Origin of the sequence: Acinetobacter shaoyimingii (assembly GCF_011578045.1) — a bacterium.
GTDB classification, from domain to species: Bacteria; Pseudomonadota; Gammaproteobacteria; order Pseudomonadales; family Moraxellaceae; genus Acinetobacter; species Acinetobacter shaoyimingii.
Window position 1 is genome coordinate 1,985,840 of record NZ_CP049801.1, and the last position, 20,547, is coordinate 2,006,386.

At 38.6% G+C, this 20,547-nt stretch carries 15 protein-coding genes; 7 read left to right on the top strand and 8 right to left on the bottom strand.

The genetic code is table 11. The annotated features are described in order from the left end of the window. Positions 1 to 142 precede the first annotated feature (142 nt). A complete protein-coding gene (locus G8E00_RS08955; RefSeq protein ID WP_166223834.1) occupies positions 143 to 2,167 on the bottom strand; it encodes an NADPH-dependent 2,4-dienoyl-CoA reductase in 2,025 nt (674 codons plus the stop codon). A gap of 165 nt (positions 2,168 to 2,332) precedes the next feature. Here G8E00_RS08955 and G8E00_RS08960 point away from each other — a divergent pair, with 165 nt between their 5' ends. From G8E00_RS08960 to G8E00_RS08970, 3 genes are read left to right on the top strand one after another with little or no spacing between them, the layout of a single operon-like run. Continuing rightward, positions 2,333 to 2,872, top strand: a complete 540-nt coding sequence (locus G8E00_RS08960) for a PadR family transcriptional regulator (protein ID WP_166009671.1) — start codon at positions 2,333 to 2,335, stop codon at positions 2,870 to 2,872. A gap of 26 nt (positions 2,873 to 2,898) precedes the next feature. After that, positions 2,899 to 3,810 carry an alpha/beta fold hydrolase gene (locus tag G8E00_RS08965; protein ID WP_166223837.1) on the top strand — a complete coding sequence of 304 codons (912 nt, stop codon included), beginning with the start codon at positions 2,899 to 2,901 and terminating at the stop codon, positions 3,808 to 3,810. Between the two features lie 37 nt (positions 3,811 to 3,847). Next, on the top strand, positions 3,848 to 4,186 hold the full coding sequence (locus G8E00_RS08970; RefSeq protein WP_166223840.1) for a hypothetical protein: 339 nt from the start codon (positions 3,848 to 3,850) through the stop codon (positions 4,184 to 4,186). 95 nt (positions 4,187 to 4,281) lie between these two features. Here the strand turns inward: G8E00_RS08970 and G8E00_RS08975 are convergent, their stop codons facing one another. The 3 genes from G8E00_RS08975 to G8E00_RS08985 form a co-directional block, all read right to left on the bottom strand. Further along, complete coding sequence (locus tag G8E00_RS08975; RefSeq protein WP_166009665.1) at positions 4,282 to 5,511, bottom strand: CaiB/BaiF CoA transferase family protein; 1,230 nt, start codon at positions 5,509 to 5,511, stop codon at positions 4,282 to 4,284. Between the two features lie 54 nt (positions 5,512 to 5,565). Next, complete coding sequence (locus tag G8E00_RS08980; RefSeq protein ID WP_166009663.1) at positions 5,566 to 6,984, bottom strand: MFS transporter; 1,419 nt, start codon at positions 6,982 to 6,984, stop codon at positions 5,566 to 5,568. 251 nt (positions 6,985 to 7,235) lie between these two features. After that, on the bottom strand, positions 7,236 to 8,453 hold the full coding sequence (locus tag G8E00_RS08985) for an acyl-CoA dehydrogenase (RefSeq protein WP_166226492.1): 1,218 nt from the start codon (positions 8,451 to 8,453) through the stop codon (positions 7,236 to 7,238). 254 nt (positions 8,454 to 8,707) lie between these two features. Here G8E00_RS08985 and G8E00_RS08990 point away from each other — a divergent pair, with 254 nt between their 5' ends. Both G8E00_RS08990 and G8E00_RS08995 read left to right on the top strand, forming a co-directional pair. Beyond that, complete coding sequence (locus G8E00_RS08990; RefSeq protein ID WP_166223843.1) at positions 8,708 to 9,658, top strand: LysR substrate-binding domain-containing protein; 951 nt, start codon at positions 8,708 to 8,710, stop codon at positions 9,656 to 9,658. Between the two features lie 99 nt (positions 9,659 to 9,757). Continuing rightward, positions 9,758 to 10,456, top strand: a complete 699-nt coding sequence (locus G8E00_RS08995) for an SIR2 family NAD-dependent protein deacylase (RefSeq protein WP_166226494.1) — start codon at positions 9,758 to 9,760, stop codon at positions 10,454 to 10,456. A 125-nt stretch (positions 10,457 to 10,581) separates the two neighbouring features. On the opposite strand, the gene G8E00_RS09000 is transcribed toward G8E00_RS08995, so the two are convergent. Further along, positions 10,582 to 11,490, bottom strand: a complete 909-nt coding sequence (locus tag G8E00_RS09000; RefSeq protein ID WP_166223846.1) for a DUF4349 domain-containing protein — start codon at positions 11,488 to 11,490, stop codon at positions 10,582 to 10,584. Between the two features lie 137 nt (positions 11,491 to 11,627). Continuing rightward, positions 11,628 to 13,085: an aspartate ammonia-lyase gene (gene aspA / locus G8E00_RS09005; RefSeq protein WP_166009655.1), complete on the bottom strand. Its 1,458-nt coding sequence runs from the start codon at positions 13,083 to 13,085 to the stop codon at positions 11,628 to 11,630. A gap of 448 nt (positions 13,086 to 13,533) precedes the next feature. Here aspA and putP point away from each other — a divergent pair, with 448 nt between their 5' ends. After that, the gene (gene putP / locus G8E00_RS09010) at positions 13,534 to 15,033 is read left to right on the top strand and encodes a sodium/proline symporter PutP (RefSeq protein ID WP_166009653.1); all 1,500 of its coding nucleotides are present in this window, start codon (positions 13,534 to 13,536) and stop codon (positions 15,031 to 15,033) included. 78 nt (positions 15,034 to 15,111) lie between these two features. Here the strand turns inward: putP and G8E00_RS09015 are convergent, their stop codons facing one another. Continuing rightward, entirely contained in the window at positions 15,112 to 15,600 is a 489-nt protein-coding gene (locus G8E00_RS09015) for an Lrp/AsnC ligand binding domain-containing protein (RefSeq protein WP_166009651.1), read from the bottom strand. A gap of 119 nt (positions 15,601 to 15,719) precedes the next feature. On the opposite strand from G8E00_RS09015, the gene putA reads away from it, so the two are divergent. Further along, positions 15,720 to 19,466: a trifunctional transcriptional regulator/proline dehydrogenase/L-glutamate gamma-semialdehyde dehydrogenase gene (putA, locus tag G8E00_RS09020; protein WP_406741438.1), complete on the top strand. Its 3,747-nt coding sequence runs from the start codon at positions 15,720 to 15,722 to the stop codon at positions 19,464 to 19,466. 768 nt (positions 19,467 to 20,234) lie between these two features. Here putA and G8E00_RS09025 read toward each other — a convergent pair. Continuing rightward, positions 20,235 to 20,450, bottom strand: a complete 216-nt coding sequence (locus G8E00_RS09025; protein ID WP_166009647.1) for a hypothetical protein — start codon at positions 20,448 to 20,450, stop codon at positions 20,235 to 20,237. Positions 20,451 to 20,547: the final 97 nt, after the last annotated feature.

A 20,547-nucleotide genomic window follows, 5' to 3' on the forward strand; every position in this document is an offset into this window, starting at 1 on the left:
TTTTTTGTTGTGATATACCATTTGGCTGTAGGCAATCCTCCTCATTTAAAAGGAGGATTGAGAAAATTTAAAGAAACATAAACCCTCCCTTTACAAGCAATGCTGCTTAGTTTGAATAAAGGGAGAAAGAAGCCAACGTCTTTTAAATTACTGCTGCCAATTCTGCACCTTGGCGAATTGCACGTTTAGCATCGAGTTCACCTGCCTCCAATGCACCTCCAATTAAATGCACAGACTTACCATCGGTTTGTAACTGATCATACATCGCGGTATATGGCTCTTGACCTGCGCAAATAATCACATGATCCACATCTAAAACTTTCGGTTGCTCATTCACTAAAATATGTAAACCTTGGTCATCAATTTTTTCATAACTCACACCTGGAATCATATTCACCTGACGATGTTTCAAACCTGTTCGGTGAATCCAACCTGTGGTTTTACCCAAACCAGCACCTACAGAGTTAGATTTCCGTTGCAGTAGGTATATTTCTCGATCAGCTTGTTCCACGCTTGGTTGCTTTAAACCACCGACATGTGCATAAGTTTTATCAATTCCCCATTCATCATAGAACTTGTCTGGGTTTAAGCTGGCACTTTCGCCTTCATGTGTTAAAAATTCTGCGGTATCAAACCCGATCCCACCCGCACCAATAATCGCAACACGTTTGCCTACTGGCTGACCATCTCTGAGCACATCCAAATAAGACATGACTTTTGGATGATCGATACCTTCAATATCCAATTGACGAGGAGTTACACCAGTGGCAACCACAATCTCATCAAATGCTGAATCTGTTAATTCTTCATAAGTTACAGCATGATTAAGCTGAAGTTTGATGTTGGGTTGCAATTCAATTTTACGTTTAAAGTAACGTAAAGTTTCATAGAATTCTTCTTTACCTGGAATGGTCTTGGCAATATTAAATTGACCACCAATTTGATTTGACGCTTCAAATAGTGTGACTTGATGACCACGTTCAGCTGCATAAGTTGAAAAGCTTAATCCCGCAGGTCCAGCTCCAATCACAGCAATGTTTTTAACTTGATTTGACTCTTTAAAAATGAGTTCAGTTTCATAACATGCACGAGGATTGACTAAACACGTTGCAATACGCATAGAGAAAATATGATCTAGACAGGCTTGGTTACAACCAATACAGGTATTGATCTCATCACTTTTGGCTTGTTCGGCCTTTTGTACAAAAAATGCATCAGCCAATAGCGGACGCGCCATCGACACCATATCCGCATGTCCCGAAGCCAAAACATGCTCAGCCATTTCAGGAGTATTAATTCGGTTTGAGGTGATTAAAGGTACTTTCACTTGCCCTTTTAATTTTTGCGTGACCCAAGTAAATGCAGCGCGTGGCACTTTGGTCGCAATGGTCGGAATACGCGCTTCATGCCAGCCTATACCTGTATTGATAATGGTTGCACCTGCTTTTTCTATTTCTTTGGCAAGATGAACAACTTCTTCGAATGTTGAACCGCCTTCGACCAGATCAAGCATTGATAGACGATAAATAATAATAAAGTTTTCACCCACTTCTGCACGAGTACGTTTTACAATTTCAATCGGCAAACGGATACGATTTTCATAGCTCCCACCCCATTCATCATCACGATGATTAGTACGTGCAGCAATGAACTCATTGATTAAGTAACCTTCTGAGCCCATGATTTCAACGCCATCATAGCCTGCAAATTGCGCCAGCTTTGCACAATTGGCAAAATCAGCAATGGTCTGATGGACTTCAGCAGATGTCAGTGCATGAGGTTTAGTCGGGTTAATTGGCGCTTGAATTGTTGACGGTGCAACATTTTCAGCTTGATAAGAATAACGGCCAGTATGCAAAATCTGCATCGCAATTTTACCACCAGCATCATGCACAGCTTGGGTAATCACCTTATGCTTTTCAGCTTCTTCTATTGAATCTAATTTAGAGCCACCTGCAAAGGTCACCCCAGCATCATTGGGTGCAATCCCACCAGTGACAATCAGTCCAACACCACCTTGTGCACGTTCTGCATAGAAAGCAGCCATACGTTCATAGCCACCCTCGACTTCTTCTAATCCCACATGCATTGAGCCCATAAGTACACGGTTTCTCAATGTAGTGAAGCCTAAATCAAGTGGTGCAAGTAAATGAGGATAATTGGACATAAGATCTCCTTGGCTGGCTTTCGCTTGCTATTTTTATGTTTATCTAAAATTTGCTAATGCAACTTGTTGCATAATTTCCATCTAAACACTTTATAAGCGAGAATTGATTTTTATGCAACATGTTGCATAATACAGTTGATGATTTTTTTAAGATGAAAAATAACAATGTCTTTATCGTATGTGCTATTGACCAGTCTAATCGAAAAACCAAGCTCTGGTTTCGAACTAGCACGTCGTTTCGATCGCTCCATGGGTTTCTTTTGGAATGCAACGCATCAGCAAATTTATCGTGAATTGGGCGCAATGCAAAAAAAAGGTTGGATCTCTGTTATTGAAGATGAAAATGACACAGGTAGAAAAAAAACCTATCGCGTTGAACAGTTAGGTCGTACAGAACTTGCAGACTGGATGGTTAAACAAAGCCCGCCTGCGCAACTGCGTGAAGAACTCATGGTTCGTCTACGTGCAGAAGCACAATTGGGTGGCAATACCGTACTGCCTGAGCTAGAGCGACACTTAACATTACATCAACAAAATTTAAAAGTTTATCAAAGTATTTATGATAAAGATTTTAAACAGGGTGATGATCAAGACCGCACACTTTACATTCATAAAATGATTTTGCAGTTAGGTATTGAATTAGAGATCGGTTGGATTGGCTGGCTTGAACGCGTTATTTCACACCTAAGAACATTTAAAATTTAATTATGATCGATGGATAAAATTTAAATATGCCACATTATCACATGCCAGATGGTGAACAACTTTACGTTCGTGAAATAGGACAAGGTGAGCCTGTACTGGTGCTATCTGGTCTGGGAATGCAAAGCTGGCAATGGTTGCCTTTTCTTTTACCTTACGTCCAGAAGTTTAAATTTATTATTCCAGATTGGCGTGGTTTTGGTGGCTCTAAACATTGCAAAATTCCAGCAAATTTAGATGCGATTGAAAGCCATTGGTTAGACATTGAAGCACTGCTCAAATTGTTAAATCTTGAACGTACCATTGTGATTGCATATTCTATGGGTGCAACCACTGCTATGCACGGTATGCAATATGGTCAGTTTAAAGACCAAATTAAAAGCTATTTACATATTGATCAAACGCCTAAAATAACTGCTGATGATGTTTGGCCTTATGGACTATTAGGCAAAAAGCATCCTCAACTTAAACAACTACTCGAAGAATTATCAGGTGTTCTGCATCAACATGAAGATGTCAAAAATATCTCTGACTTAAGCCAAGTCGATCAACAGCACTTAACACAACTATGGATTTCATTTATCGAATTACAAGCATCCGATAAAATCACACCTAAAGTTTTTAAGCTGGCGTTTCATTTTCCTAAATTACAAAAACATATTTTGCCGATTCAGCGCTTAGATTATTTGACTTGGTATATTGATAGTTATTTCAATCATAACGAAGATTATCGTGAAGCAGTGACTTCATTGAAACAGCCTGCAACCTTCTTCATTGGTGAGCAATCGACATTGTATCCATCTCAGGGGCAGCTATTTATCGCCAACTCTCTTGAAAATAGCCAACACGTATTGTTTCATAAATCTGGGCATACACCACTGATTACAGAGCCAGTTAAATTCAGCCAAGAAATTGGAAGATTTTTAAAAAATAGCGTATAAAGCATACATAAAAATAATGATTTATAGAGATAACAAAATGAAGCAAATCGTTTTAATGGCTATTTTACTTTCAACATCGAGTTTCAGCTTAGCAAAAATGCAGACCTATACCATCGTTAATGGTGGTGGTATTGATGATACTGCTCTGACATTAAAAGATGCCAAAAATAAAGAAATACATGCCTATTGCATGGATCAGTGTGGAAATTGGTTCAAATCTTCTTCAGAACATGAAGGTGTCACTTTAAACACCAAATATAAAGGTAAAAAAGTGCTCGCCGAATTTTCCTATGAAAATAATAATGACAGAATTGCCGGCCCCAGTGCTGACGAAAAATTATATTTTATTAAAAAGATTAAACTCTTAAATAAATAATCCATATAATGTCGTTAAATAAATATAAAAGCTCAAGACTGAATACTTGAGCTTTTTTAATTAGTCTCTCACCAATGTTTTGACCTGATTAAAATCTAAGCCACTTCACCATCAATAATGCCTTGGGCTTTGAGTTGAAGTAGTTCTTCTTTGCTTTTAAATCGCGACAGAATGCTTTGTGTATGCTCGCCCAATTGTGGTGGTGCACGATGATACTCCACAGGTGTTTCTGATAATTTCATTGGAGATGCAATCACTTTAAAATCAGGATTCAACTCATGTGGAATATTGACCACCATGTTGCGATGCTGGATTTGTGGTTCATCCAAAGCATCAGCCACTGAATTAATCACCCCTACAGGGACTTTGACCGCATGAATCGCATCGACCCAGTCCTTGGCATTTTTCGTTAAAAAATACGTCGACAACAACGGAATCAATTCATCCCGATGTTTAACTCGGTCTTGATTACGTAAATATCTCGTATCTTCTAATAATTCAGGTCGACCAATGGCAATGCACAAATCCTTAAACTGTTTATCATTACCACAAGCGATAATAAATTCTTTATCTTTGGCTTTAAACGTTTGATACGGCACAATATTCGGATGATTATTTCCCATACGCTTTGGTGCAACACCTGAAGTCAAATAGTTCATCCCTTGGTTGGCCAATGCTGCCACTTGCACATCAAGCAATGACATATCAATATATTGACCACGCCCCGTATGTTGTCGTGCCAATAAAGCGGCTTGAATGGCAATGGTCGAATACAATCCCGTTTGAATATCGACCACTGCTACTCCAACTTTCTGCGCACCACCACCGGGTAAGTCATCCTTTTCGCCGGTAATGCTCATCAAGCCTGACATACCTTGGATAATAAAATCATAACCGGGTTCTTCTGCACGCGGACCATCTTGTCCAAAGCCTGTGATCGAACAATAGACCAAATCAGGATTGAGTGCACTTAAACTGGCATAATCCAAACCGTATTTTGCCAAAGAACCTGCTTTATAATTTTCAATCACGACATCTGAAGTTAGAGCAATCTCACGAATCAAAGCTTGACCTTGTTCTGATGAAATATCCACGGCAACTGAATATTTATTGCGGTTGGCACATTGATAATAACCAGACTCACGGGTTGCTTGACCATCCTGATCTGGCATCCACGGCGGCCCCCATGAACGGGTATCATCACCGACATGCGGGCGCTCAATTTTGATGACTTCAGCACCCAGATCAGCCAAGATTTGACCACACCAGGGACCTGCCAATACTCGACTCAAATCTAATACACGAATTCCTTGTAAGGCACCCATTTTTGACTCCTGATGCCAAGTGTATAAACACTTGGCGATTATTGTATTGATGCTTTATTTGACTGTTACTGTTTTTTCTACATTTGGTTGTATGCTTGAAGATTGGTCATCCGTATCCTGATCAACTGAGCTTATTAAAGACGATTGCTGTGGATCATACTGCCGTTCACGAATAAACAAGCCTGGAATAACCCCTGCAATGAAATAAGCTCCACCCATCACAATAAATGCCATAGTAAATGAGCCACCTGCTGCAATAATACCAATGGTCGCTGGTGCAACAGCTGCGCCTAGACGCCCCATATTGTATGCACCACCAATTGCTGTACCACGCACATCGGTAGAGAAAGTTTCAGCCATATAGGTCGCATTGACACCATATGGAATGCCATATAAAAAGCCGAAGGTAATGAGCAAATAAGCAATATTATCTGGTGTGTTAAAGAAAATAATTACAGGAAGGAATGCAGCCGTACTGACCGTACCAAACACGAAAGTAACACGACGACCTAATTTATCAGCTGCATAGCCTGCAATAATTTTGCCTAATATCATTGCCGTATATGCACCCACCATATAACCTGTGAGGGCTTTAAAATTCATATTGAGTTCGGTTTCTAAATAGGTCGGCATCCAGTTATTTACGCCATAATAACCAAACTGTAGAAAAGCAGCGGTTGTCATCCACAATAAAAACATTTTACGATGTTGTTGATGACTAAAAATACGCTTATAAATACTTTCCGATGGTGCTTTTGTTGTCGCACTTATTTGAACTTGAGGCTGAATAATATTTTGTTCTTTACGTTTCAATTGTTCAATTTTCGCTTCTTGCCAAGATGCAGGTTCTGGAATAAAACGCATGAAGATTAAAGCAAAAGCTGCTGGAATAATGGTGACATAAAACAACATGCGCCACCCATGATCTGGAATAATCGCACCAGCCAAGAGTGTTGCTACGATATAACCAACTGTTTGCCCAGTCTGTAATGTTCCCAAAACAGTAGTACGATATTTAGTTGGTACATATTCAGCCATGAGCGTATTACATGCCATGTAAAGTGAACCCAAACCAAATGCACCGATAAAACGCAGAATCATGAATTGTTCATAGGTTTGAGTAAAACCTAAAATACAGGTCATGATCGAGAAGAACACCACTGACCAAGCAATTGTTCTAACTCGACCAAATTTATCACATGCCCATCCGCCAGTAATACCACCCAATGCCATTCCTGCGAGTGAGCTACTTCCCAGCATTCCAGCTTGAAATGAAGACAAGCCAAATTCAGCTTTGAGACTCGTCAAGCTAAAAGACAGCAGCATAATATCCACGCCATCAATCACCAATGAAACAAATGCAAAGATGAATGCCAGTTTCCAAGTATTTGCGCCTATGCGATGTGCTGTCCCAAGATTTGATGGTAATTTCGTGCTGAGCGTTCCTGCTCCAGCGTGATTTTGATTATTCATATCCATTTACCTCATTTTCCCAAATGAGTCATCGACATTCCTATGTCTTTACATCAGATTGCGAGCGCTTTGATCGTTTGTTTTAATCCGATTATTGAGCATGCAATTCATCTCATGTACGGGTGTTAGAAATGTTCACGATGAATCCCTTAACATTAAAAACAGTTTGAACTTCGTCTTTTTTAGGACAAAGAAACCCTAAGGATGTTCTTCTTTTGAAAGAACATCCTATTGTTTAAATTGAATTAATTTTAAAAAGCTGGAATGCCAGTTTGTGCACGACCAAGGATCAAGGCATGTACATCATGCGTACCTTCGTAAGTATTGACGACTTCAAGATTGACCAAATGACGCGCAACACCGAATTCATCTGAAATCCCGTTCCCGCCCATCATGTCACGCGCCACACGTGCGATATCAAGTGCTTTACCACAGTTATTACGTTTAATCAGGGATGTACCTTCGACTGAAGCAATTCCTTCATCTTTCATACGACCAAAACGTAAAGCAGCTTGTAAACCTAAAGTAATTTCAGTTTGCATATCGGCCAATTTCTTTTGCACCAATTGATTGGCTGCTAAAGGACGACCAAATTGCTTACGATCCATGGTGTATTGATGCGCTGTATGCCAACAGAATTCTGCCGCACCCATTGCACCCCAAGCGATACCATAACGAGCACTGTTTAAGCAGGTAAATGGACCACGCAAACCACGAATCTCTGGAAATGCATTTTCTTCAGGAACAAAAACATTATCCATCACGATTTCACCCGTGATTGAAGCACGTAAACCCACTTTACCGTGAATTGCTGGAGCAGACAGTCCTTCCCAGCCTTTTTCTAAGATAAAACCACGAATGTCGCCGACATTGCCTTCAGGCGATACTTCTTTCGCCCAAACCACAAAGACATCTGCAATTGGACTGTTGGTAATCCACATTTTTGCACCAGTGAGACGGTAGCCACCATCAACTTTTTTGGCACGTGTAATCATACTGCCTGGATCCGAACCATGATCAGGCTCAGTTAAACCGAAACAGCCAATGTATTCACCTGTTGCAAGTTTCGGTAAATATGTTTGCTTTTGTTCTTCTGAACCAAATTCATTGATGGGTACCATGACCAATGAACTTTGCACACTGGCCATTGAACGGTAACCTGAATCGACATATTCAATTTCACGTGCTACGAGACCATAACTGACATAGTTCAGTCCTGCACCGCCGTATTGCTCAGGAATGGTTGGTCCTAAAAGACCCAACTCACCCATTTCACGAAAAATGGTTGGATCGGTTTTTTCATGGCGAAATTGCTCAAGAACTCTCGATGCCAATTTATCTTGGCAGTATGCTTTAGCCGCATCACGAATCATTCGCTCTTCTGCGCTAAGTTGCTGTTCAATCAAAAAAGGATCTTGCCAATTAAATTGAACACGTGCTTTTTTTGCGGTATTGACCATTTGATTCATCGCTTCCTCTGCTTGAATATACATTTTCTTTGTTTTACTCGATCCTATGCATGAATCGTCGTACACGCAAACGATATATTTTCATGCAGATATGCATTTTACACATATCTCAACCTATAAATGCGCAATCAAATGCTTTAATCTGGGTTGAATCTATCGAGTGTCGCGATATATTACGACCAAAGTTGTATCGCTTAGCTTCCTAAGCTCTATTTATGTCATTTTTAAATAACTGATTGGATAAAGGATAATCCATGCGAAGGAACATTCCATCTTTACAAGGTTTATTGTGTTTTGAAGCAGCGGCCAAACATTTAAGTTATACCTTTGCTTCTCAAGAACTTTTTATTACTCAAAGTGCTGTATCACGTCAAATACAACAACTCGAACAGTTTTTAGGGCTTAGTTTATTTACCCGCACCCGTCACGGCGTAGAACTCACACCAGCGGGACAACAATATTATAAAAGCATCAAACCATTATTATTGGGCATTGAACAAAGCACTTTGGATGTCATGTCCCATAAAGGCTTAGGTGGGACGTTAAAGTTGGGTGTAGTACCTACATTTGCGACGCGCTGGTTATTGCCTAAATTACATCGTTTTAATGCCAATCATCCTGAAATCACCGTTCATTTAGAAACAAGTACCAAACCTTTTTTATTTAACGAACATATTTTCGATGCAGCCATTTATGCTGGAACACAGCAGCAGATTGATCATTGGCCAGGAACACAAACGCATTTTTTGATGAAAGAAGATGTTGTTCCTGTATGTTCACCGCAACTGATTCAGCAGTATTTTCCACATGCACAAATGGTAGATGACTTTAGTTATGATCTAACGGATGATCAGTTGATTCAGCTTCCTTTATTACAACAGACGACGCGTCATGGTATCTGGCAAGAATGGTTTGAAATGTGCCAAATCCCACATCCAAAACCCTATGACGGTCAAAGACATGAATTATTTTCCATGTTGGCTGTTGCTGCACATCATCACATGGGGATGGCTTTGATCCCACAAATGTTAATCGAGCAAGAGCTAATAAAAAAAGAATTGGTCATTGCTTCACGTCGTAGACTAGAAGGTGTACGCTCATACTATTTGGTTCATTCGAGTCAAGAAATCACGCCTATTATTCAAAAATTTGTTGATTGGATTAAACAAGAACTTGAAAATTCATCATTTTTTGATAAATATTGATTGTTGCGTGCTCGACAATCAAGTCATTTAAAATCCATACATTAGGTAGTGTTTCGATTTTTCCGCATAAAACAATGAAACTTGTTGAAGGAAATCATGATGCAAAAATTAGTGGTGTTTTCAGGTGCAGGAATGAGTGCTGAAAGTGGAATCAGCACATTTAGAGACAGCAATGGTTTATGGGAAAACTATGATGTCAAACAAGTGGCGACGCCTGAAGCATGGGCAATCAACCCAGAACTGGTTCAACGTTTTTACAATGAACGTCGTAAACATATTTTAGATGCACAACCCAATTCTGCACACCAACTTATTGCCACTCTCGAGCATAAATTTGAAGTACATGTGATTACACAAAATATTGATGACCTACATGAACGTGCTGGCAGTCAACATGTACTCCATTTACACGGCAATATACGTCTAGCCAAAAGTTCAGGGCCTCATGCCCAATACTCTAAAACATTCTACCCTATAGAAGGTTGGGAACTTGATTTAGATCGCGACAAATGCCCACAAGGTTATCCACTACGCCCTCATGTGGTGTGGTTTGGTGAAGCAGTTCCAGCCTATGATGATGCGATTCAAATCGTTAATGATGCCGATATTTTTATTGTCATAGGATCAACGCTGACTGTTTATCCTGTTGCAGGTTTAATTCATGAGATTACCGCCCATTGCAAAGCTTATTATATTGACCCTGCAGCGGATTACACACGTGTTCCCCGTCAATATGAATGTTTTAAAATGCCTGCAACTTTAGGTATGCAAAAAGTGATTGAACAGCTATCCAAATAATTTAATCATTTGATCAAAGGCTCATTGATTCTGATCACACAAGATAAAAGCCCATAATGCATGGACTTTTATCTAAGACTTTTTGATATTTTTGCCATGCGTTATAACATTGGCTAAAACAACATTTACTTCATTTTGTCTATATATGGCTTCACAATTCTATAAATAATGATCGCAATGAACACCAGAAGATAGAGTGGCCAAATCGTAATTAAAATCACCATGAGATCTAAGACAAATTGCCATCCATATTGAATACCATTCCAAGCACGTTTCCAGAAGCTATCACCGTTCAGGCGTGCTACTGCATCAATATCCACATCAATTCGCTCTCTAACTAACGTCGGTTGGCTGATGGTGATTGAGATCGTGCTATATCGTACACGGTCATTAACCTCCAACTGAGTTAGACGGTCAATTTCATTCAATTGCTTATTCTTAGTATCGCTTGGTACATATTGCGTTTGTGAAATTTTGTCCTGTAATAAGCGCAATTCATAACGTTTTGCAGAATATTGTTGTTGATTTAAAAAATACATCAATGGCAATAATTGATTGACGACACTGGCTGCTTTTTCACTCGGAATACGAATAATCATTGAAGCAAGCGGGTCTACTTTTTCAAAAATTTTAATCTTACCTTCTGCGATACTTTGTGCATTCTTATCAACCACATTAAAGTCGATATTTTTTTGCTCGATAAAACCACCCGCTTGCATGGTGATTTTTTCGATTTCCAATGCCGTTTTCACCACATCTTTGGCGGTAAAATTAACATTGGCTTCACGTACCATACGTCTGTTTGCTTCTGCTGGATTTGGTGCAGACAAAATCACATCTGGTTTTTGTTCAGTCACTGGAGAAGTGTTGGGTTGATGATCGGCAGCTTCTGCTTCAACACCATTCGGTTCAGCTTCGACTGCAACCGCCGTATTTTCTGCACTGTCTGCTACTGCAGCAGATTCATCAGTTTTTTTTGAACAACTCGCAATCATGACGCTTGCTAAAGCTAGAACTAATATTTTTTTATTCATTGGTTTTCTCAAGTTTATTAGAATTTAAATCATTGTTGTTTTTGAACAAAAGGATTATACGTGAATTATTCCCAACGGGTATACATAAAAAAAAGGCCTTAAATAAGACCATTTTTAATCGTTAGTGAAATGAAAACTTAACTTACTTTTTCAATCACACGCTCTTCAAAAGGCTGAACAGCAATTTCAGAAATCATGTTTTCAAAAGAGAAAATTTCATCCAACTGTTGTTGTGTTAAAAGCCCTTGTTCCAATACCACTTCTTGAATGGTTTTGTTTTCAGCAATACATTGTTTACCAATTTCATCACATTTTGCATGACCTAAAATCGGATCAAGCAAGGTAATAATACCAACACTGCGCATGACTGCATCGAAGCAAACTTTTTCATTGGCTGTGATGCCCTGTACACATTTTTCATCCAAGGTCTGAATTGCATTGGTCAGTAAATCAATCGATTCATTTAAAGAGACCGCAATGACCGGTTCCATCACGTTGAGCTGCAACTGTCCTGCTTCAGCTGCAAAAGTAATGGTTAAATCATTACCAATCACTTTAAATGCAACTTGATTGACCACTTCAGGAATCACAGGATTGACTTTTGCAGGCATAATTGAAGAACCTGCTTGGAGTTCAGGTAAGCGTATTTCTGCAAGCCCCGTTCTAGGACCTGAACTTAATAATCTTAAATCATTACAGATCTTAGAAAGTTTCACTGCCAGACGTTTTAGAGTACTGGATAAAATAATAAAGACACCACAATCACTGGTCGCTTCAACATAATCTTCAGCTCCAATGAGTTTTAAGCCTGTTATTTCACTTAAATAATCATTCACCACATGCGCATAACCTTGTGGGGTATTTACACCTGTACCAATAGCAGTCGCACCTAAATTGATTTCCAATAATAATTCACGTGTTTTTTTAATGAGACGAACATCTTCTTTTAATAAAGTGGCAAAGGCATGAAACTCTTGACCTAAAGTCATGGGTACAGCATCTTGCAACTGCGTTCTACCCATTTTTAAAACATAATTAAATTCACTTGATTTAAAAATCAAGCTACTAATTAAATGATTCATCTGAACAAATAAAGCATCTAAGGCATAGTATGTTGCCAAACGAAGTGCCGTTGGATAAACATCATTGGTAGATTGTGATTTATTGACATGATCATTTGGGTGAATAATATCGTAACGCCCCTTTTCATATCCCATCATTTCTAATGCAATATTAGCGATAACTTCGTTACTATTCATATTAATTGATGTACCTGCACCACCTTGAAATACATCACTTGGAAAGGAATTGCTCCATTTTTCAGGATGATGAATTAACACATCACATGCTTTTTGTATCGCTAAACTCTTCTCTTCACTTAATTTTTCAAAATTTAGATTCGCTTGTGCTGAGGCTTTTTTGACTTGTGCCAATGCTCGAATAAAATTAGGTTGCTCACCCACCGTATGCTTAGAGATTTTAAAATTATCTAAAGCTCTTATTGTATGAATGCCATAATAACGATCAGCAGGAACTTCTCGCTCCCCTAACAAGTCTTTTTCTATACGTGTCAAATTCGAATTTAATGTATCCACAATTTATACTCACTATGTGCAGGTTTCGGTACATGATGATTAATACTAGTCTTGTGATTAAGATTAATCAGATACAAATCTGGATTATTTGGAAATGCAATATTGTGAATTAGAGGTCTAATGTATTCATTGTGAAAGTATGTAAATAAATCCAGTTTGACTATTTTTATCTTGTTTTATATTTCCTACATTATCAATTTATTTAAATGATATAAAATAAATTGGTATTTATATTTTTTATACCACTTTAATTTAAAAAATCGCTTATGTATCTAAATGTACATTCAGATACATAAAATAATCATAATTACCTTATAAAAATCACAGCAAAAAAAAATGCTTATGTGTTTGAATCTCCTCATTCATTTTCTTGCTTTAACATTTAAAAAAATAATCTTTGTTTAAAGTTTAAATTGGCTCTCATGGACAGATGACAGAAGGATACGTTATGAATTTTCTCAACCCCACAGTGGTCACATTTTTATTTTATATCGTGGTCATGATATGTATTGGACTATATGCATATAGAAAAACCACCGACTTTTCCGACTATATTTTAGGTGGTCGTAGTTTAGGTAGCTTTGTTACTGCACTTTCTGCAGGCGCATCCGACATGAGTGGTTGGTTGCTTATGGGTTTACCGGGTGCAATTTTCGTCGCTGGTCTTTCTGAGTCATGGATTGCCATTGGTTTAATTATTGGCGCTTGGTTTAACTGGTATTTGGTTGCAGGGAAACTTCGTGTCCATACAGAAATTCAAAATAATGCCCTGACACTTCCAGATTATTTCACCTATCGTTTTGGCGATACCAAGAAAGTTCTACGGATTATTTCCGCACTTGTTATTTTAGTTTTTTTTGCGATTTATTGCGCTTCAGGCATGGTTGCAGGTGCTCGCCTGTTTGAAAATTTATTTGGTATGGATTACACCACAGCCTTATGGATTAGTGCAATTGCGACCATGAGTTATGTATGTATTGGTGGATTCTTGGCCATCAGTTGGACCGACACCTTTCAGGCAGGTTTAATGATTTTTGCCTTGTTACTTGCGCCAATCATGACATATTTCGCCATTGGTGATACTAGTCAATTTACTCAACTGATTGAAACTGCACGTCCACATGCATCAAATATGTTTACAGGTATTAGTACCATTGCGATTATATCCTCATTGGCTTGGGGCTTAGGCTATTTTGGTCAACCGCATATTTTAGTGCGTTTTATGGCAGCAGATTCGGTACGCTCCATTCCAAATGCACGTCGTATTGGAATGATCTGGATGGTGCTATGTTTAGCTGGTGCGGTAGCGGTTGGTTATATTGGCATCGCTTATTTCCAATTACACCCTGAATTGGCTGCAGGAGTTCAAAAAAATCCTGAAACGATCTTTATTGAACTCACCAAAATTCTATTCAACCCTTGGGTCGCAGGCGTAATTTTAGCTGCAATTTTAGCTGCTGTCATGAGTACATTAAGCTGCCAGTTGTTGGTGTGTTCAAGTACATTGACAGAAGATTTATATAAAGCTTTTTTACGCAAAACAGCCAGTGAAAAAGAGTTGGTTTGGGTCGGTCGTTTGATGGTATTGGCTATTACTGTATTGGCCATTATTTTAGCCATGAACCCTGAAAGTAAAGTATTGGGCTTGGTTGCCTATGCTTGGGCAGGTTTCGGTGCAGCCTTCGGTCCATTGATTCTTTTATCACTGTTCTGGCGTCGTATGACCACCAATGGCGCTTTGGTGGGAATGATCGTCGGTGCTGTAACGGTGATCTTGTGGAAAAACACCATGGGGCATATCGGTTTATATGAAATTGTGCCGGGCTTTATCTTGTCATTTATCAGCATCATTGTGGTCAGCTTGATGGGTAAACCGCCTACACAAGACGTTGAACAACGTTTTGATCAAGCCAATGAAATCTATGAACGTGAAATGAAAAATATTTAACAGCTTGATGCTTTTACAGTTCAATTATTGGAAATAAAAAAATGAGGCGCTATGCCTCATTTTTTTAACTGCATAATTTCATTTTACTTTTTGTGGTAGTTTAAATTGTGAGCTGTCTTTAATAACTTCCATGACTGGATAGCTTCGCGTTTCTTTGACTCCAGGCAATTGCCATAAAGTCTGTCCAGAAATACGGCGGAAATCTTCCATATTTTGGCAACGAATCTTCACCAGAAAATCGAATCCACCACTGATCATATGACATGCCACAATTTCAGGGTATTCAACCACAGCTTCTGAGAAGTCCTCCAGTACATGTGGTGTGGTTTTATCGAGCAAAATTTCAACAAATACCACAAAATTGGCGTCCAAAAGTACAGGATTAAGCTTGGCTTCGAAGCCTAAAATAAAACCTTCATTGGTGAGTTTTTGCACTCTCGCTAATGCAGCGGTAGCTGAAAGATTGACCGCCTCAGCCAATTTAATATTTGAAATCCGACCATCTTTTTGCAGGATGTCCAAAATTTTTATATCGATTCGATCAAGGGTTAAAGAAGCAGCAGACATATGAATTATTCTCTAAATATGCATGAAATTATAGTGAGTTATTCGTCAAATATTCTGTAATGATAAATTAAATATGGTTAATTACTCAACAGAAATTTACAGCTTCACAGGATGTGAATATGAACACATTTGAAATAACAGCAACTGAATCTTTGAAGCCGAGCTTAGATTACATTACAGCGTTTTCTGAGAAATCAGAATTTGAACTCGCGATAAATACTGCATGGAGACGTGCAGAACCTGAATGCGTCGAGAATCTAATTGAACATACGCAAATTGATGCTGAACTCAATCAAAAAATTTATGCCACTGCGTTCAATTTAGCACATAGCTTACGGGAACGTAAAAGCTCAGGTGGTAAAGCAGGTATTGTACAAGGCTTATTACAAGAATTCGCCCTCTCTTCTCAAGAAGGCATTGCCCTCATGTGTTTGGCAGAAGCGTTATTACGTATTCCTGACAGCGCAACTCGTGACTTACTCATCCGTGACAAAATTAATCAAGGCAACTGGAAAGAACATCTAGGTCAAAGCCAGCTCATGTTTGTCAATGCCGCAGCTTGGGGTTTAATGCTGACAGGCAAGCTGATGGAAACACCGAAGCAAACCAGTTTGTCGAGTATGTTGACGTCCCTACTTGCACGTAGTGGTCGCGGGATTATCCGTAAAGCGGTTGATGTTGCTATGCGTATGATGGGTGAACAGTTCGTCACAGGTGAAACCATTGAAGAAGCATTAAAGCATGCTGAAACTTTAGAAGATAAAGGCTTTCGTTACTCATATGACATGTTAGGTGAAGCTGCTTTAACTGAGCATGATGCGGATCGTTATATGGATGATTATACGCAAGCCATTCACGCAATTGGTAAAGCATCTAAAGATAAAGATGTCTATACTGGCCCTGGTATCTCCATTAAATTATCTGCGTTGCATCCACGTTATCAACGTGCGCAAGTTGCTCGCATGCATGATGAACTTTATCCAAAAGTCTTAAATTTGGCTTTACTCGCAAAGCAATATGATATTGGACTGAATATTGATGCTGAAGAAACAGATCGTTTAGAAATTTCATTAGAACTTCTTGAACGTCTTTGCTTTGAACCAGCACTCGCAGACTGGAAAGGCATCGGTTTTGTCATCCAAGCTTATCAAAAACGATGTTTCTATGTGGTTGACTATATTATCGACTTGGCAAAACGTAGCCACAAACGTTTAATGATTCGTTTAGTAAAAGGTGCGTATTGGGATAGCGAAATCAAAAAAGCACAAATTGATGGTATGGATGATTATCCAGTGTTTACCCGTAAGGTACATACCGATTTGTCTTATATCGCTTGTGCCAAAAAATTACTGGCAGCGCCTGAGCAGATTTACCCTCAATTTGCGACACACAATGCGCAAACGCTTGCGACTATTTACCACTTAGCAGATCCAAGCACGTATTATGCAGGTCAATACGAATTCCAATGCCTACATGGTATGGGTGAACCTTTATATGAACAAGTCGTTGGACAACGTAGTGATCATAAACTTGGTGTACCTTGTCGTATCTACGCACCTGTAGGTAACCATGAAACACTTCTGGCTTATTTGGTTCGTCGTTTATTGGAAAATGGTGCAAATACGTCATTTGTCAATCGTATTGCAGATAAAACGCTTAAAGTTGAAGACTTAATTGAAAACCCAGTGCATGAAATTGAATCAAATGCCAAGCAAAGTGGTCATGTCGGTGAAAAACATCATGCCATTCCATTGCCAGTTGATTTACTCCAACCTGTACGCACCAATTCTAAAGGCATTGATTTAGCAAATGATGCTGATCTTGAAGAATTAAATGCTATTGTTGCTCAATATTCAAAACAACAATGGCAAAGTCATAGCCTAATTGATGGTTTGAGTTTTGATGGTTTCCAGCAAGGTAAAGCTGAATCTATTATCAATCCCGCAGATCACCATGATGTGGTGGGTGTGGTCTATGAGGCAACATCAGAACAGGTCAATCAAGCCTTAGTGAATGCACAAAATGCAGCTCCAATCTGGCGAAGTATTCATCCTGATGATCGTGCACAAATGCTAATGAAAGCTGCAGATTTAATGGAAAACCGCATGCAAGAGCTGATGGTTCTACTCTGCCGTGAAAGTGGTAAAACCTATGCCAATGGTATTGCTGAAGTTCGTGAAGCTGTCGATTTTCTCAGATATTATGCAGCTCAAGCACAGTCCTTTAAAGTTGATGCACAGCTTAAACCATTGGGTACAGTGTTGTGCATTAGTCCATGGAACTTTCCACTGGCGATTTTCACAGGTCAACTTTCTGCGGCACTTGCAGTCGGCAACTGTGTGATTGCTAAGCCTGCTGAACAAACGCCTTTAATTGCATCAGAAGCCGTAAAAATTTTATGGGAAGCGGGAGTCCCACATTCAGCACTTCAACTTATTCCAGGTCGCGGTGAAACAATTGGATCGCAGTTGTCTCAAGATGAACGCATTCAGGGCATCATGTTCACAGGCTCAACCGAAGTAGCAAAAATTTTACATAAAACAGTATCTAAGCGTTTAAGTCCTGCAGGATTACCTATTCCGCTGATAGCAGAAACAGGTGGTCAAAATGCTATGATTGTTGATTCATCAGCATTGACTGAACAGGTGGTATTAGATGCAGTCAATTCAGCTTTTGATAGTGCGGGTCAACGCTGCTCTGCCCTTCGCGTGCTTTGTGTGCAAAAAGACAATGCAGATACGCTCATCAAAATGCTTAAAGGTGCAATGCAACAGCTGAATGTTGGCAATCCTAAATATCTGAATACCGATGTTGGACCCGTAATTGATACCGAAGCGCAAGACAATATTCAAAAACATATTGAAACTATGCGTGCCAAAGGTTATCCAGTTCATCAATTAATGCGCAACACTCATCAAAATGATTTACTTGCAGGCACATTTATAGCACCTACATTAATTGAGTTGCCGAACCTCAATGATTTAAAACGTGAAGTTTTTGGTCCTGTCTTGCATGTCATTACCTATAAATACGGTGAGTTAGATCAATTATTGAAACAAATCAATGATAAAGGCTATGGTTTAACCATGGGTTTACATACCCGTATTGATGAAACGATTCAGACCGTAATAGCAAAAGCCCATGTCGGTAACCTATATATCAACAGAAATATTGTGGGTGCTGTTGTGGGTGTACAACCTTTCGGTGGTGAAGGTTTATCTGGTACAGGACCTAAAGCTGGCGGTCCAATGTATTTGTATAAATTGATGCAACCAAGCTCAATATCATTCAATCGTCCATTTGGAACACTCAATCAGATTGCGAAACCTGAACACAATGAGGCATATCTCGCTTTCCAAAATTGGGCGAAAAAACAATATGCACAACATGATCTTGCACAAATTGATTCACCCATTGGGATATATGAGTTGCCTGGACCAACGGGTGAAGATAATCACTATACGGTTTTAGCAAGACAACGTGTATTGTCCATTGCCAAAAAAGATATTCAATACTTAAAACAGATGGCCAGTATTTTAGCAATTGGCAGTGAAGTTGTTGTTCTAGATACCAACAGTTTTATTATCAAGAACATGCAAAGTATGCCTGAAGCATTACGTAAGCGTATTCATATTATTCAAGATGTACAAACTGGTGATTTCGATGCTGTACTTCATGTGGGTAATGAACAAGAACTCATGCAGTTACAAACTAAAATCGCACAACGTGATGGCGCTATTATTGCAATTACCCACTTAAGTGATGATCAAGCAATTTCACTTGAACCTTTGCTTATCGAACGTGCTTTAAGTGTAAATACTGCTGCCGCGGGTGGTAATGCAAGTTTAATGACACTGCAAGATTAATGACCCGATAAAATGAATCAAAGACGGATAACAGCTATATAAATGATGGCTGTTATCCTTTTATTTATATCCACGGATATTGTTTTACAGGACGTTTTAAACATGGATGATATTGGGCAATAAATAAAATGACTTATTTCCTGTCTTTTTTAATTCAATCTAAAAATGTTTATGTCTACATGAAACTTTAAATACGAGACTGTATTTTTCCATGTAATTTTCCCATGTAACAATTTAGTAAAAGCAATTCCATTTCAAAATAAACTGAGTTTAACAATGTGCTCAATTGAAGCATGACATCATATTGACCATTTTTCCATTTCCAAATGAGCGAACATTTTCATTTGGATTTTTTTTGTTTTGAATAAGTATCTTTCATTAATCAAAAAATGATCATTGAATCGTATTTAAATTAACAATAAAAGTTCCGTCTCTTGCACCATATATGGCTCAGGGAATAGGTGAATAATGAGAGATTTTAAGCTTAATAATACCCTCTCTCTAGCCCTCACTTGCGCTTCATTTTAAAACAGTGCTTTAAAAATTGCTCAGGAGATGGAACTTTATATAGTGGTCAACAAATATTGGACATATTTTTAAGTTTGTTTTTATTTTTAAATCCTTGCACTTTTCTTCTTAAGCCTTCTATGACCTAAAACAAGAATTTGTATTGATAAGATGAATCGTTTTGCTTTTAAAAAACACTGCAATTAAATAAAAAATCCTTCAATTTTGAAGGATTTTTAAGGCATCTTGAACAAGATTACTTTACGACTTTAGCATCTCTTTATGCAACGTTTGCAAATATAGTTCCGCTTCTGATTTGTTATCGAATTCTTTTTGAAAGAGTCCTGTGGTTTGCACACTATTGGGCGTATATTCAATATTCATGATAAAACGACCATTTAGCGTATCTTTTGCGACCTTAACTGCAATGATATGTTGCGAATTAAGGTAAAACCCTTTTTCAATTTTTACCAACATAATAAACCCCTGATGTACAAAATACCCAATAAAAAAACAGGCTTAAAAGTAGTCTGTATTTATTGATTCATCACGTGATGATGATCTTAATATAAAA